The organism is Nocardia sp. SYP-A9097 (assembly GCF_009649815.1).
Taxonomy (GTDB): domain Bacteria; phylum Actinomycetota; class Actinomycetes; order Mycobacteriales; family Mycobacteriaceae; genus Nocardia.
In genome coordinates, this window is record NZ_WJIC01000021.1 from 67,646 (window position 1) to 82,396 (window position 14,751).

Below are 14,751 nucleotides of genomic sequence, written 5' to 3' on the forward strand. Positions count from 1 at the left end.
ACCACCGGTGCGATTCTCAAATATAAGTTCCTAGGAACATAGGAGACCAATGCAGCTCGATTACGTGATCCTCGGTGCGCTCGCGCTGGGCCGCTACTCCGGTTACGACCTGCGGCGCTGGATGGAGGGTTCGGGCCGCTATATCGGCTACGGCGTCCAGCTACCGCAGATCTACCGCCGCCTCGGCGTACTCGTCGAACGCGGACTGGTCGAGTTCGAGGTCGATCCGCGCGCGGGCCGTCCCGACGCGAAGGTCTACTCGCTGACGGAAGCGGGACGTGCGGCACTGTTGGAATGGGCTCGCTCCCCATTCGAGCCGTCGCCCCGGCCGATGGATCCGGATTTCAAGCTGCGCTTCTTCTTCGCCGGACAATTGGATCGCGAGATCGCTATCGATATCGTCCGAACCGAACTCGAATACCGGCTCAAACATGACAATATCTCGGCAGCGGCCCCGCTCCCGCAGGATTATCAGACTCATATGCCGGATCTCGATCCCGAATGGGCACGCCAAATTCACACCATGGCGCATGAGCACGGCTACGCCTCCACCGCCGCCTACATCGCGTGGCTACAGCTCACACTCGCGCGCCTGGAATCGGGCCGCGCGCACTGAATCGCGGCGCTTCGCCGGCGCGGCGCGAAGCGCGCACCACCTTTGAACCGCCCCTCACCCGCGGGCGCTCCACCTCAACCACACCGCACCCCGGGAGATTTGCCATGCGCATTATCTATATCGACGTCGACACCCTCCGCGCCGATCACACCACCCCGTACGGCTATCACCGGCCGACCACCCCCAATCTGCAACGGCTGGCGGACAAGTCGGTCGTCTTCGATCGCTACTACTGCTCCGATTCGCCGTGTATGCCCTCGCGCACGGCGCTGACCAGCGGGCAGTTCGGCATTACCAACGGTGTCATCGGCCACTTCGGTCAGGCGGCCCAGTTCCGCCTGGACGCGGGACATGCCCCGGAGCCCGATCGCCCCATGCTGGGGCAGGCGCTGCAGTTCGGCGGTTACTACACCGCGGCGGTTTCGGTCTTCGCCGAACGTCACCGCGCCTATTACTTTCACGCCAATTTCCGCGAATCCATTCGTGCGACCGGCAATTGGGGTGACGAGGACGCCGCGGACGTCAATCGCGCCGCGATCGACTGGATCCGCCGCCATGCCGACCAGGACAATTGGTATCTGCATCTGACCTACTGGGAGCCGCACACCGATTACACCCAGCCGGTCGAGTGGACCGAGAAGATGGCGGACTCAGGGCCGGTGCAAGCCTGGCCCGATGCGGAAACCATTGCGGCGCATGCGGAAATCTACGGCCCACGCAGCGCGCTGGATCTCAACTACACGATCGCGGGGGCCGGTGTCTCCCCGGTTCCGCACAATATGCCGGACGCGATTACCTCGCGAGCGGATTTCGAACGCCTGATCAACGGGTTCGACGGCTCGATCGCATACTGGGACAACCATTTCGGTGAGCTCATGGCGGTGCTGCAAGAGCTCGGCATCGCCGAGGACACCGCGGTCATCGTCAGTGCCGATCATGGAGAATCCTTCGGCGAGAACGGTTCCTACGCCGAGCACGGCCTGGCCAATGAACCGACCCACCGGCTACCGCTGGTCGTCTACTGGCCCGGCCTCACCGACAACCTGAGCGCCGAACAACGCCGCAATGACGCCCTGCTCTACCACATCGACCTCGCACCCACCCTGTGCGATCTGCTCGGCCTCCGGATCCCGGCGGGCTGGCAGGGGGAGTCCTTCGCGGAAGCCTTGCGCGGCAACACCATCGACTCCCGTGACTACCTCGTCTTCGGTCACGGCGCACACACCTATCAGCGCGCCGTCCGCACCCGCGACCACCTCTACATCCGTACCTATCACCCGGGATGTTTCCGCGCCGAATGGGAGCAACTGTTCGATGTCACCGCCGATCCCTACCTGACCTGTGACCTGCTCTCCGATAAGCCCGAACTCGCCGACCAGATGCGATCCCGGCTCGCGGAATGGTGGAACACCTACGCCGGATACCCTGGGGCACTACCGGATCCGATGCAGACAACGCTGCAAACCGGCCCCACCTACTACAACGATCCGACCCGATACGCCCAGCACCTGCGCGACACCGGCCGCACACACCTGGCCGAAGACCTCGAGCAACGGCTGCGCACCCTGACTATCCCGGTCTCCTGGCATGCCCCCGATCGCCCGCGCGTCGAGGCCCTGCGCAACCGCTGGACGCAGGTGCTCTCCGAGACCGCCCCGGGCAACCAATAGCCAATTCCGACGCCGAGCTCACCCCATCCCGGTGTGTTCTCGACCGGGATCCACACCTGCTGTACGCCAACGGATTTCGGTGGAATCCCACCGGAGCGGCGGCGGAATAACGGGTGACTTCGGGACTACAACCCCGAAAGTCAGCCCTCGCGCACCGGGTGGTTTCAGCGCGCTCTCACCCATCCGACAAGGAAGTCGCCGACATGTCCCAGTCCACGCAGTCACCGGAGCCGGTATTCGCCAAAGCGGTCGGTCCCATCGGCGTCACGGTCCCGGAGGCCGTGAATTACATCGGGCCGCAACGGGTTGCCAATCGGTGGCGCCAGCTTGCCCTGCTGAGTGGGCTGATCAGTATGGACAACAGCGAAGGTGCGGTGGCCTCGACGCTGTTCCCCGCGGTGCGTGCCGCGCCGGGGCTGCCCTTGTCGGCGCTCGGTGTGATGGTGGCGGTGCACAAGATCATTCAAATGATCTTCGGACCGGTCTGGGTACTGGTGGCCGCGCGGGTCGGGCGCAAGAAGGTGCTGGTGGTGTGCTGTGGGCTCTGGGGCGTTTGGTCCGCTGCGGCTGGGTTGTCGCAGAACTTCGTCCAGTTGCTGGCGCTCTATGGCGTCGCCGCGCTGGGCTTCGCCGCAGGCGGGCCGTTGATCAACGGTATTCTCGCGGACCTGTTCGACGACAACACTCGTGGCCGGGCGGCGGGGCTCCTGTATGGCGGGTTCGCCCTGCTGGCAGCTGTCATCGGCCCGCTGCTGGGGCAGTTGTCGCGGATTCCGGACGGCTGGCGCTACGGGTTCTTCGCCTCGGGTGGGCTCACCGTTGTGTTCGGTCTGCTGGTCTGGCGGTATTTCGATGATCCCCGCGTCGGCGCGGCGGACGGCGCGCACCCAACCACCGACTCCGCTGGGTTGAGCTGGTCGCAGATTCGAGAACTGTTGGGGAGCAATACTTTACAGCTGATCATCGGTCAGCGGCTGATGGCTTCCCAGCTTGCGTTGACCAGCTTCGGGGTGGTCTTCTTGGTCGACGACCGCGATTTCAGCAATGCGGTGGCTGCGACGATCCTGCCCTTCGCGATGGTGTCGTATGTGCTGGGCACCGTAGTGGGCGGGATTGCCGTGGACCGGATTCAGCAGCGCATACCCGGCATCGGCCGACTCGCAGTGTGGCAGGCATCGACACTGGGCTGGGGCCTCGCCGCCGCCCTGTGTACACAGGTGGCGTGGTCGTCCATCTGGATCTACGCGATCTGGTTCTCGGTCCTTGGGCTCCTGCAGGGTTTCATCCCGGGCTGTAACCGGCCGGTATTGATGTCGGTGACCCGCCCGGACCTGCGCAGCGGAGCCTTCGCGCTGATGATCGGGGCAGAATCAGCGGGCTGGGCCGTAATCACCCTGCTGATCGGCTATCTCGGTGACCGGATCGGACTGCAAGCGGCCTTCCTTTATCTGGTCGTGCTGCTCACCGTTGTCAACGGCCTGTTCATGTCCGCGATGTACCGGCCCTTTCTCCGCGAATCCGCGATGGTGCGAGCCACTTTGGCGTCGGCTCCCTGAACCGCGATTCGCCCGATTCACACACACCGAAGGGACATCCATGGCACTGCATCCGCTCATCAGCCAATTGACCGACACCGAAAAGGCCGCGCTCTGTACGGGAGCAAGTTTCTGGGATCTCAATGGAGTGCCGCGACTGGGGGTCGAGGGCATCAGCGTCGCGGACGGCCCGCACGGGCTGCGCAGACAGGCGGGTGCGGCCGACCATCTCGGTATCGCCGATTCCCTTCCCGCGACCTGCTTTCCGACCGCGTCCGGACTGGCGAGCAGTTTCGATCCGGAGTTGCTCGCCCGGATCGGGGCCGCGCTCGCCGTCGAAGCCCGGGCCGCCGGAGTCTCGGTGCTGCTCGGACCGGGCGTGAATATGAAGCGGTCCCCATTGTGTGGGCGCAACTTCGAATACTTCTCGGAAGACCCTTATCTCGCAGGCGAACTCGGCGCGGCCATGGTGAATGGACTGCAAGACAACGGGATCGGTGCGTCGGTGAAACACTTCGCGGCCAATAACCAGGAGGATCATCGACTGACGGTGTCCGCCGAGGTCGATGAACGGGCATTGCGAGAGATCTATCTCCCGGCGTTCGAAACCATTGTCCGCAAGGCGCAACCGTGGACGGTGATGTGCTCCTACAACCGGCTCAACGGCATCTACACCTCGGAGCATCGATGGCTGCTCACCGAGGTGCTGCGCCATGAGTGGGGTTTCGAGGGTCTGGTGGTGTCCGACTGGCTGGCTGTCAATGACCGCGCGGCGGGTATTACCGCCGGGCTCGACCTCGAAATGCCCACCAGCCCGGACGGACCCGCGCGCGTGCTCGCCGCACTGGAATCGGGTGAACTGGATCGCGCCGATCTCGACCGCGCCGCGTCGCGGGTCCTGGCGCTCATCGACCGGGCGCACGCTGCCGCGGGACCCACGATCGTCGACCCCGACGCCCACCATGAACTCGCCCGCGAGGCTGCCCGCCGGTCCGCGGTGCTGCTGCGCAATGACGGCGCACTGCCGCTGGCGGAGACCGGCGCTCCCATTGTGGTCGTCGGCCCGTTCGCCACCACTCCCCGCTATCAGGGCGCGGGTAGTTCGCGGGTGGTGCCGACCCGTGTGGACAATGCCCTCGACGCGTTGCGCGCGGCGCTGCCCGACCGGCGCATCGACCACTTCCCCGACTATGACCTGGTCGCCGCTGCGGCCGCCGCCGAAGCCGCTGAGGTGCTCGTCTTCGCAGGGCTACCCGAAAGCGTCGAAGCGGAGGGTTTCGACCGCGCGGTTATCGATCTGCCCGCTGAACAGACGGAGTTTCTGGAGCTGGTGCGACGGCGTCTCGGCAGACTGACCGTTGTCGTTCAGGCCGGTTCCGCGGTCGCCCTGCCGTTCGCCGATCATGCCGATGCGATCCTGTTCGCCTGGCTCGGCGGCCAAGCCGGTGGCGCCGCGATTGCCGACCTGCTGTCGGGCGCGCACTCACCCGCCGGCAAACTGGCCGAGACGCTGCCGGTGGATCTGCGACATACTCCCGCGCACACGGCTTTTCCCGGTGACGGTCACACCGTCGACTATCGTGAGAGCATCTTCATCGGCTATCGCTGGTACGAAACACGTGGGCTCCCGGTCGCTTTCCCGTTCGGACACGGCCTGACCTACACCACCTTCGGGTACTCCGACCTCGAGGTGTCTGTCGAAGGCGATACCGCTACAGCGCAATTCACGATCGCCAATACCGGTGAAGTCGCGGCGGACGAGATCGCTCAGGTCTACGTCGCCGATCCCGAATCGGAACTCACCCGGCCGGTCCATGAGTTGAAGGGCTTCGCCCGAATCCATCTCGCCCCCGGTGAAGCCCGCCGCCTCAGCATCGAACTGGATCGCCGCGCCTTCGCGTACTGGCATCCGGCCAAGGGCTCCTGGCATGTCGAGGCGGGCGAGTTCATCGTCCAGGTGGGCGCGTCCAGTGCCGATATTCGTCTGGCACAGACGATCCGGCTCGACGGTGACACTCTGCGCCGAGCGCTTACACCCGATTCACCGACCGGAGCATGGCTCGCTGATCCCGACTACGGATCCCCGCTGCGTGCCATTCTGGCCCAGGCCGCGCATGGCATGGTCGGGATGCTGCTGGACAACCCCGACCTCCACCCCGGTCGCTACCGGATATTGCAGAACATCCCGCTCAATCGCCTGGGCCGGACCGGACTGGGATGCGACCTCGCGGCGATCGACGAAATCATCAGGAGGGGTGTGAGATGACTCGCCGGGTGAAAGGTGCTCTGCGAGTCGGCTATTCGCCCGCTGTGATCAGGTCGCGGCGCAGCACGGTGGTCAGTCCGCGCATCGCCGCGACCATATCGAAGGATTCGTCCTGGAGCCACTGCTCCTCCAGACCGGAGATGGTCGCGATAATGACCGAAGCCATTGCGGCGGCGTCGATATCGGCGCGCACTTCACCCGCACTGATGCCCTGTTCGATCAGCCCGGTCAGGTCGGCGCGAAAGGATCGAAGGCGAATCTGCGCCCACTCCCGCGCCGCTTCGGGTGCGCTGTCGAAATTGAAGATGCTGATGTGCGCCAGTTTGGTGAGTTCACGGTTCCGCTGGTTGCGGGCGACGATCGCGTCGACGATATCGAACGCCCGCGCCAGCGCCGGACCCTCGTACTCGTGGTCGATCTCGACCGATTCCAGGGTCTGGTGATCCAGTTCGGCGAGCACCTCGGTCAGCAGCACCTCCTTGCTGCGGAAGTGGTGCAGCAGGCCGGACTGCGATATGCCGGTCGCTCGGGCGATGGCGGCCAGTGACGTTCCGCGGTAGCCGTGCGCGGCGAACAAAGTGATTGCCGCGCTGATGATTTCGGCGCGGCGGGCAGGCCCCGTTTGCTCGGCGTCGCGAGTCCGCGCCATGGTGTGTGATCTCCTGACCGTTGATTTTGCCGTTTTCGGCAGCCTAGCCGCCGGTCGCGGAGTGTCAAAGCTTGCCGACCGAGTGCACGGTGTGCTCGCGTTTCATCGCACCAGTTGACGATCCCGGTCGATATTCACCGGCAGCGGACCGTCCATGGCGAAGCGGTTCTCCAGGAATTCTAGGGCCGGGAGCTGTCCGGCGCCCGCTTCGCTCACATGCGTCCCCTGCGGCTTGCGGATCGTTTCGACGATCGCACCCGCATTACGCCAGCTCCGCACCAGGTCATCGGCTTGGCCGACGGGGACGACATCATCGGTATCGGCCTGATAGTTGAAGATCGGCATGGCCGGTGCGCTCCCGCCGAGCGAATTGCGCCGCAGCGCATCGGCCAGACGGGGATCGCGCAGCGAATCGGCCACGGTGGTCGCGGACGTCAAATGCCGAAAAGGGAACGCCAGCAACAGATCCACCACACATTTGTCCGCGCCTCGGGCCAGATCCGCGCGCCCGTTGTCATTGAGCATCCGGTCGATACCCGCTTCGGGAAACTCGCGGGTGTAGGAGACCAGCGCGCCGAAGATGAATCCCGACCACATCGTGCCGTCGACATTCGCCATGACCGTGGACAGATCCGCGGGGAGGCCACCGAGCGCCGCCCCGACGAAGCCGAGCTCGGGCGCATACGACGGCTGCAATTGCGCCGCCCATCCGGAAGCCGCTGCGCCACCGGAGAATCCGTCCAGTCCCCAGCGGGCGTTGCCGATCCCCGCCGGTGCGAACCGTCCCGCCGCGCGGATCCCGTCGAGCACCGCGTGCCCGGATTGCGGCCCGGTCAGGAACGCCGATTTGGGGCCCTCGAAATCGGGAGTCACCACCGCCCAGTTCTCGGCGAGCATGGCCTCGACTCGGTTCTTGTCCTGAAATGTGCCCATTCGGATCGTGTACGAGGGCGCGCATCGCGTCCCGGTGGAATCCTCGGCCGACTGGATGGACACTGCCGGGCGAGTTCCGGCCCCGGTCCAAGGCGTCATCGGAACCAGCACGGTGGTGACCGCGAGTTCGGGCATGTCATGAGAGTCGTTGGTGCGGTAGGCCAATTGCCATGCCCGCGCCGGTGTCGTTGTCGCGATGTCGACTTCGCGGCTGGAGACGACCGCACCGTCGGCGTACGAGGCGATATCGGGCGGCGTTGCGTAGAACGGATCCTGGTCCGGCACAACCGCATTGGTGACGGTGGGTGCCTCCTGCGCGTACGCGGGGATGGCGGTCGCCGACCCGAGGAGCAGGAGCGCGGTCGTGGCCGCGAGACGCGAGAACATAGTTACCTTTCCCGTTACCGCCGGTGGTTCGGCCGGCGGCGTGATCGATTCAGACTAGCTGACTGAATACTCGGTCGGTTAGTCTTCGGTTCGCGAGTGGGTTGTGCCACCCAGTCGGTCGAAAGCCACGAGAGGACCGAAATGATCAGGTGCGCCGGGCGCGGAGCCGTGCCGATGCTGGCAATCGCGGCAGCCGCGACAATGCTGATCGCGCCACAGCGAGCGAGCGCCGAGCCGGACGGCTGCACCAGCGCTCATTGGGTGAGCAACTGGTCCGCGAGCCCGAGTGACGCGCGCCCGGCCGGCGAAATCGGTGTCGCGCCCGCGCGACCCCAGACGTATCGCGTTATCGCCACGCCGCATCGCGGTGGGGAAAGTGTGCGAATTCATCTCACCAACCGATTCGGAAGAGAGCCGGTGACATTCACGCATGTGACCGTGGCGAGGCAGGGGGCAGGTGCCGCGGTCGAGCCCGATTCCACGCATACCGCGCTGTTCGGTGGCCGTGAATCCATTACGGTCGCCCCCGGCACCGATATCGTCAGCGATCCGGTGTCGATCGCGTTCGCGAATTTCGCACCTCTGGCTGTCAGTGTCTATATGGACTCCGCACCGACCACGATTCCCGGCCACGATGATGGAAACGCCACCAGCTATTACACCGGAGCGGGTTCCGGTGACCATGCCGCGGATGCCGGAGCCGACGCGTTCGTCAATGTCACGACCCACGTGCCTTTCGTTTCGCAGATCGATGTACTGGCAGCGCCGGACGTATCTACCGTCGTCGCGTTCGGTGATTCGATCACCGAGGGGCATGTCGGTTCCGATTTCATCGGGAACTCGAAGCTGGAAGGTGTTGTCGACCAGAACGTCCGGTACCCAGACTTTCTGCAGCGCAGGTTGGACGCGGCCGGTCGGAAACTGGTGGTGACCAATGCCGGGATCGGCGGAAACCGGCTCACGCGCGATACGATCCCGGTGATGCCACGCTTCGGTCCGGCAGGTCTCTCGCGGATTCAGGCCGATGTGATCGCGCAATCCGGTGCCAGTGATGTCATCGTCCTGATCGGAATCAATGACCTCGGCACTCCGATCGGCGTGAGCTACGAGGAAATGATCGACGCCTATACCCGGACCGTCGATCAATTCCATCGGGCTGGGCTCAAAGTGCATCTCGGGACACTGCTTCCGGCGTCGGATACGCTGCTGCACGGATACATCAGCATTCCACCCGCGGATCCGGTCAGAATGAGACTCAATTCCTGGATCCGAACCCGGGCGCTTGCGGACAGCGTCATAGATTTCGATGCGGCGCTTCGCGACACCGGAAATCCCAGCATTCTGGATAAACGGTATGCCAGCGCCGATAACCTGCATCCGAATCCGGAGGGCTACCGGGTCATGGCGGATGCCATCGATATCGCCCGATTCTCCGGAAGTAAGTGCGTACCCTGAGCACGCCGACCGTGTGCACGGTATGCTCGCGATGGATCTAACAGACCGACTGCTTGGTTGGTGAGCTCGCCGGTGTCGGCGAAGCTGGTGGAAGGACACGAATGTCATTGATGGACAAGACAATTCAGGGAAGCACCGCGGTCGTCACCGGTGCCGCCGGTGGTATCGGAGCCGCGCTCGCGGCCGAACTCGGCTCGCGGGGAATGTCGGTCGTGGTGGCCGATATCGACGGCGAAGGCGCGAAATTCGTCGCGGACAAACTGACCCTGGACGGGGTGCGCGCGCTGGGTGTGCGGGTCGATGTGACCGATCCGGAGTCGGTCGAGGCGCTCAAGCGGGCTGCCTATCAGGAATTCGGCTCCGTCGAATTGCTTTGCAACAACGCGGGTGTGCTGCTGTTCGGCGATGTCGCGGACTCCTCGATCGGTGATTGGCGCTGGCTGTCGGCGGTGAATGTCGAGGGCATGCTCAATTGCCTGCACGCCTTCCTCCCCGATATGCGCGAGCGGACCGGCTGGCGGCACGTGATGAACACGGCCTCCACGCACGCCTTCCTCGCCGACCCCGGCCACACCTCGCTCTACTCCGCGACCAAGCACGCGATCCTGGGTCTGACACTCGGGTTGCGCTCCGAATTGGCGGCCGACGATATCGGTGTCACCGTGCTGTGCCCGGGCCAAGCCGCGACTCGCATCATGGACTCGCAGCGCAACCGCCCGGCCGCCTTCGGCCGCAAAGCCCCCGAACCCTTCGGCACCGGCATCATCCCGATGGCGGTCGAGCCGGAGGACGTCGCGCGCCTGGCCGTCCAAGGCGTAATCGACGATGCCCCAATAGTTTTCGCATTGCCTGAACACGGCCGTGACATGTTCCGATCGCAGGTCGAGGAGATGTGGCGGCTCGCCGACAGTGCCCTTGCCGGCCGTGCGTAGCGCCGTGCCCGGCCCCCGCGCCGTCGCACCCGAGGATGACCCTCCGCCGCGGTTACCGCGCGGCTTCCTGTCCGGAGTGTTGTTCTCCTACTTCGGGTTATATCTCGCGGTCTTGACGCCGGTCATGGTCTCGTTGGCCTTCAAGTTGCAGCACATCACCGAAACCTCCGAGCGCGCGACGGCCGCCCTGGGTTTGGTGGCGGGCAGCGGCGCGGTGGTGGGCATGGTCGTGCACCCGGTCGCCGGCCGTTTGTCCGATCGCACGCGGTCGGTGTTCGGCCGGCGCCGGCCGTGGATTCTCGGCGGCACGATCATCGGAGTGATCGGGCTCGGCTGCCTCGGGCTCGCCGGTACGGTGCCGCTGGTCCTGCTCAGTTGGTGTGTCGCACAGGCGGGATTCAATTCGGCGCTGGTCGCTGCGCAGGCGGCGGTCGCCGATCAGGTTCCCCGGAATCGGCTCGGTCGTATCTCCGGGCTCGCCGGGGTCACCACGCCGCTGAGCATTCTGGCCGGGAGCCTGCTCATCACGGTGCTGGCCGGGGATGTGGTGCGGTTCCTGGTGCCGGGTCTGATCGCACTGGTGCTGGTGATGCCGCTGCTGGTGCGCCTGGACGATCCGCGCTTCGAGGGCGATCCGGAACCCTATGGGCTGCGGCAATTCGCGAGCTCGTTCCTCTTCGATCCGCGTGCGCATCCGAGTTTCTCCTGGGTGATGCTGTCCCGATTCCTGGTGATGTTCGGTTATGCCGGAATCGGCACGTTCTTCCCGTTCTTCCTGGCCGACAAGTTCGCGCTCGATGAGGACGCGGTCACCCATGCGGTGCTGCTGGTGAATGTCGCTTCGGTGGCGTGCCTTTCGTTGTCCGCGCCCATCGGCGGGTTCCTGTCCGATCGGATCGGGCGGCGGCGGCCGTTCGTGGCGGTCTCGGGGCTGGTGATGGCGACGGGTTTGGTGCTGCTGGCATTCGCGCCCGCACTCGGCGCGGTGATCGTCGCGCAGGGCGTGATCGGGCTCGGCCTGGGTGCGTTCTCGGCGGTGGATCAGGCGCTGTCCACCCAGGTGCTGCCGAGTCCGGAGGACACCGCGAAGGATCTGGGGCTGCTCGCCCTCGCCGGAAGTCTGCCGCAATCCGTCGGCCCGGCGATTGCGCCGGCGGTCATCGCGGTGGGCAATGCGACCGCTCTCGGCGGCTATCCGGCCTGGTATCTGCTCGGCGCCGTGGCCTGTCTGGTCGGTGCCGTCTCGGTGTATCGCGTCACCGGGGTCCGGTAGTACGCAAGGAAACGAAGAGGAAATCAATGCCACTGAGAGACGACTTCCTTTGGGGCGCGGCCACTTCCGCGCACCAGACCGAAGGCAATAATGTCAATGCCGACTGGTGGGTCTACGAACAGCGGGGAATCGTTCCTGAACGCAGCGGCGACGCCGTCGACAGCTACCACCGGTACCCCGAGGATATGGGACTGCTCGCCGACGCCGGCCTCAATGCCTACCGCTTCAGCATCGAATGGGCGCGCATAGAACCGGAGCAGGGCCACTTCTCCCGGGCGGCGCTCGAACACTATCGGCGGATGATCGACACCGCGCGGCAGTTCCAGCTCGAACCTGTTGTGACGCTTCATCATTTCACGTCCCCGCGCTGGTTCAGCCGGGCCGGTGGCTGGCAGCATCCGGAGGCGATCGAATGGTTCTCCCGGTACGTGCAGCGGGTGACCGCCATCCTCGGCGATGTCGAGTGGGTCTGCACCATCAATGAACCCAATATCGCCGCCCTGGGGCACCGGTATTTCCAGCTGGCGGCCGAAACCGGGGGAGCGGCGGCAGGTATCGCGCAGGTCCGGCTGGTCCCGGACGACGAAATCGGTGACCTGCTGGTGCTCGCGCATCGTCGAGCGGTTGAGATCCTGCGAGCCGAGACCTCGGCGAAGGTGGGTTGGACGGTGGCGCAACAGGCATTCGAGCTGACACCCGGCAACGAGGAGGCCCTCGCCCGCGCCAACTACACCTGGGAGGACAGGTATACCGAAGGCGCACAAGGCGATGACTTCCTCGGCGTCCAGTCCTACACCAGCCAGCCCGTCGGCCCGGACGGTCCGATTCCGCATCCGCCTCACCCCGACAACACGCTGACCGGTTGGGCCTATCGCCCCGACGCGCTGGGCATCGCGCTGCGGCGGGCCTGGGAAACCAGCGGCGGACTGCCCCTGCTGGTGACCGAGAACGGCATGGCGACAGCCGATGACGCACGCCGAATCGCCTACACCACAGCGGCTTTGACACATCTGGAAGCGGCGGTCGCCGACGGCATCGACGTGCGCGGCTACCTGCACTGGAGCGCACTGGACAATTTCGAATGGGGACACTGGGCCCCGGCCTTCGGTCTCATCGCGGTGGATCGAACGACCTTCGCCCGCACACCCAAGCCGAGCCTGGCCTGGCTCGGCGAGGTGGCAAAGAACAACGGGCTGTAGGTTTTTCGGCGATCGGGCGATATCTCATCGGGTCGGGAGCGGTTTTCCGTCGAATCGGTCGGCCAGCCAGGTCGCGCCGACGGGGATGGCGTTCGCGGCGCCCAGACTGTGCGCCACGATGCCGAGTTCGGGCAGCAGCGGCGCGGTGTCGATCGCATGCGGGTAGTCGACCGGCGTGCCGCCGGCCCGCCAGTTCTCGACCATTTGGTCGGTCAGTGCGGACGGCACCACGTCGTCATTGACGTTCTGTAGCACCAGGACCGGGTCGGCGGGGGACTCGCTGCCGAGGGTGTCGATGATGCTGAGCCCATTGTTGGTGAACTCGCGTGACCACCGCAGCCCGTACAGGTAGTTGCTGAGGTTGCATTGCCGGGCGGTCGTGTGCAGGAAGTCGATTCCCGCGGGATTGAGCCCCGCACGATCGTCACGGACCGCGCTTTAAACGCGTTCGGATCCGTGTCTGCAATCGTCTGCAATCCTTATCCGGCGGGATCGAGGCAGCTGTCGAGCCCGTCCACCACCGAACAGGTGACGGCGGGACGAGAAGGGTTGTAGTCCGCGCGAACTCCGCCATCGGCGATGAGGGTGCGATAGGCGTCGACGGCGGTCGTCGGGCGGCGAGTGAGCGCCGGATCGTTCTTCACGTCCACGGTGTAGAGCCCGAATCGTGAAGTGTACGTTCCCCATTCGTAGTTATCGGTAATGCTCCAGTAGTTGTAGCCGATCACCTTCGCGCCGTCGTCCACCGCGCGCTGCACCCAGTAGACGATGTCCCTGAGATGATCCGCGCGGTCGTAGCCGTCGGGTCGTAGCGCCCCGTTCTCGGTCGGCATGCCGTTCTCCACGACATACAGCGGCATACCCGGAAATGCCTTGGCGTAGTGGCGAAGTGCGTAATAGATCCCGTCCGCGGCGATGCTGGACTTCCACGGTTCGGAGAAGGTGTTGCTGTAGCTCAGATCAGTCGGTGACATCGAGTAGTAGTAATCCAGGCCGATGAAGTCGAGCTTGTCGACCACACGGTCGAAGAAGGTGGTGTCCACGGCCGCTTCCGCGGCGGGGAAGTACGCGATATTCGACGACACCTGCGCGCCGGGTTGTGCGGCGTGGATGTAGTCGTAGATATCGCGATGCAATCGCACCCACTGGTCCAGGGCCGCGGGAACATTCGCGGCCCCGACCCCACCGGTCCGGACTTCCTGAAACACGTACGCCGACGGTTCATTGAAGGTGATCCAGAGCGGGTTCAGCCCGGCATAGCGGTCAACCACCTTGCGCGCGTTCGCGATCCAGGCCGCGGACATCTCGGCGTTGTTCCAGCCACCGCGATCGAAGGCCCAGCCCGGGTACACCCAGTGATCGATGGTGATCATCGGCCGCATACCCGCGGCGTGAATGGCGGCGAGCACATTGTCATAGAACTGCCAGGCGGCCGGATCGTACTGTCCCGGTTGGGGTTCCAAGCGAGCCCATTCGACGCTGATGCGAAACACGCCCGCGCCGAGCGCTTTCGCGTTCCGGATGTCCTCGGGATAGCGGTGCAGGAAGTCGACCGAGGTGCCGACCTGGTCGGGGGTCTGTCCGGTCGCGGCCAGCCGCATCCAGTTGCTGTCGGGGGAGTCGCCTTCGTTCTGGAAGCCCGAGGACGATACGCCCCACAGGAAGTCGCCGGGCAGGGCCGCGACTCGGCGGGCGATTGCCGGGTCCGGGGCCGCGACGGCCGGTGGTATTGCCATCAGGGCGAGTCCCGCGGCAGCGGCTACCAGGGCGGTCCGTCGACGCATGAGTTCTCCTCGTGATTCGAATTCCCGGGATGCTCCGGGTGGTCTGGCGAAG

Annotated in this window: 12 protein-coding genes; 8 read left to right on the plus strand and 4 right to left on the minus strand. The window is 65.2% G+C overall.

Annotated elements, in window-relative coordinates:
* Positions 1-49: 49 nt before the first annotated feature.
* The 4 genes from GFY24_RS30500 (at position 50) to GFY24_RS30515 (ending at position 6,087) form a co-directional block, all read left to right on the plus strand.
* The gene (locus GFY24_RS30500) at positions 50-616 is read left to right on the plus strand and encodes a PadR family transcriptional regulator (protein WP_153808568.1); all 567 of its coding nucleotides are present in this window, start codon (positions 50-52) and stop codon (positions 614-616) included.
* A gap of 104 nt (positions 617-720) precedes the next feature.
* Positions 721-2,286: a sulfatase gene (locus GFY24_RS30505; protein ID WP_153808569.1), complete on the plus strand. Its 1,566-nt coding sequence runs from the start codon at positions 721-723 to the stop codon at positions 2,284-2,286.
* A gap of 203 nt (positions 2,287-2,489) precedes the next feature.
* Positions 2,490-3,842 (plus strand): MFS transporter, encoded by a 1,353-nt coding sequence (locus GFY24_RS30510; protein ID WP_153808570.1) that lies wholly within the window; start codon positions 2,490-2,492, stop codon positions 3,840-3,842.
* A gap of 40 nt (positions 3,843-3,882) precedes the next feature.
* Positions 3,883-6,087 (plus strand): glycoside hydrolase family 3 N-terminal domain-containing protein, encoded by a 2,205-nt coding sequence (locus tag GFY24_RS30515; RefSeq protein ID WP_153808571.1) that lies wholly within the window; start codon positions 3,883-3,885, stop codon positions 6,085-6,087.
* Positions 6,088-6,118: 31 nt separating this feature from the next.
* Here the strand turns inward: GFY24_RS30515 and GFY24_RS30520 are convergent, their stop codons facing one another.
* Together GFY24_RS30520 and GFY24_RS30525 are read right to left on the minus strand one after the other, a co-directional pair.
* Positions 6,119-6,736, minus strand: coding sequence for a TetR/AcrR family transcriptional regulator (locus GFY24_RS30520; protein ID WP_153808572.1), 618 nt, complete (start codon positions 6,734-6,736; stop codon positions 6,119-6,121).
* Positions 6,737-6,838: 102 nt separating this feature from the next.
* Positions 6,839-8,056, minus strand: coding sequence for a lipase family protein (locus GFY24_RS30525; RefSeq protein ID WP_153808573.1), 1,218 nt, complete (start codon positions 8,054-8,056; stop codon positions 6,839-6,841).
* A 141-nt stretch (positions 8,057-8,197) separates the two neighbouring features.
* On the opposite strand from GFY24_RS30525, the gene GFY24_RS30530 reads away from it, so the two are divergent.
* The 4 genes from GFY24_RS30530 (at position 8,198) to GFY24_RS30545 (ending at position 12,915) form a co-directional block, all read left to right on the plus strand.
* Positions 8,198-9,511 (plus strand): GDSL-type esterase/lipase family protein, encoded by a 1,314-nt coding sequence (locus tag GFY24_RS30530; RefSeq protein ID WP_153808574.1) that lies wholly within the window; start codon positions 8,198-8,200, stop codon positions 9,509-9,511.
* 110 nt (positions 9,512-9,621) lie between these two features.
* Entirely contained in the window at positions 9,622-10,443 is an 822-nt protein-coding gene (locus tag GFY24_RS30535) for an SDR family NAD(P)-dependent oxidoreductase (protein WP_194853079.1), read from the plus strand.
* Positions 10,436-11,716: an MFS transporter gene (locus GFY24_RS30540; RefSeq protein ID WP_153808576.1), complete on the plus strand. Its 1,281-nt coding sequence runs from the start codon at positions 10,436-10,438 to the stop codon at positions 11,714-11,716. Before GFY24_RS30535 ends, GFY24_RS30540 begins: the two co-directional genes overlap by 8 nt.
* A 26-nt stretch (positions 11,717-11,742) precedes the next feature.
* Positions 11,743-12,915, plus strand: a complete 1,173-nt coding sequence (locus GFY24_RS30545; RefSeq protein WP_153808577.1) for a glycoside hydrolase family 1 protein — start codon at positions 11,743-11,745, stop codon at positions 12,913-12,915.
* Between the two features lie 24 nt (positions 12,916-12,939).
* On the opposite strand, the gene GFY24_RS41290 is transcribed toward GFY24_RS30545, so the two are convergent.
* A complete protein-coding gene (locus GFY24_RS41290; RefSeq protein ID WP_309231539.1) occupies positions 12,940-13,311 on the minus strand; it encodes a lipase family protein in 372 nt (123 codons plus the stop codon).
* 83 nt (positions 13,312-13,394) lie between these two features.
* Positions 13,395-14,699 carry a family 1 glycosylhydrolase gene (locus tag GFY24_RS30555; RefSeq protein WP_153808579.1) on the minus strand — a complete coding sequence of 435 codons (1,305 nt, stop codon included), beginning with the start codon at positions 14,697-14,699 and terminating at the stop codon, positions 13,395-13,397.
* Between the last annotated feature and the right edge of the window lie 52 nt (positions 14,700-14,751).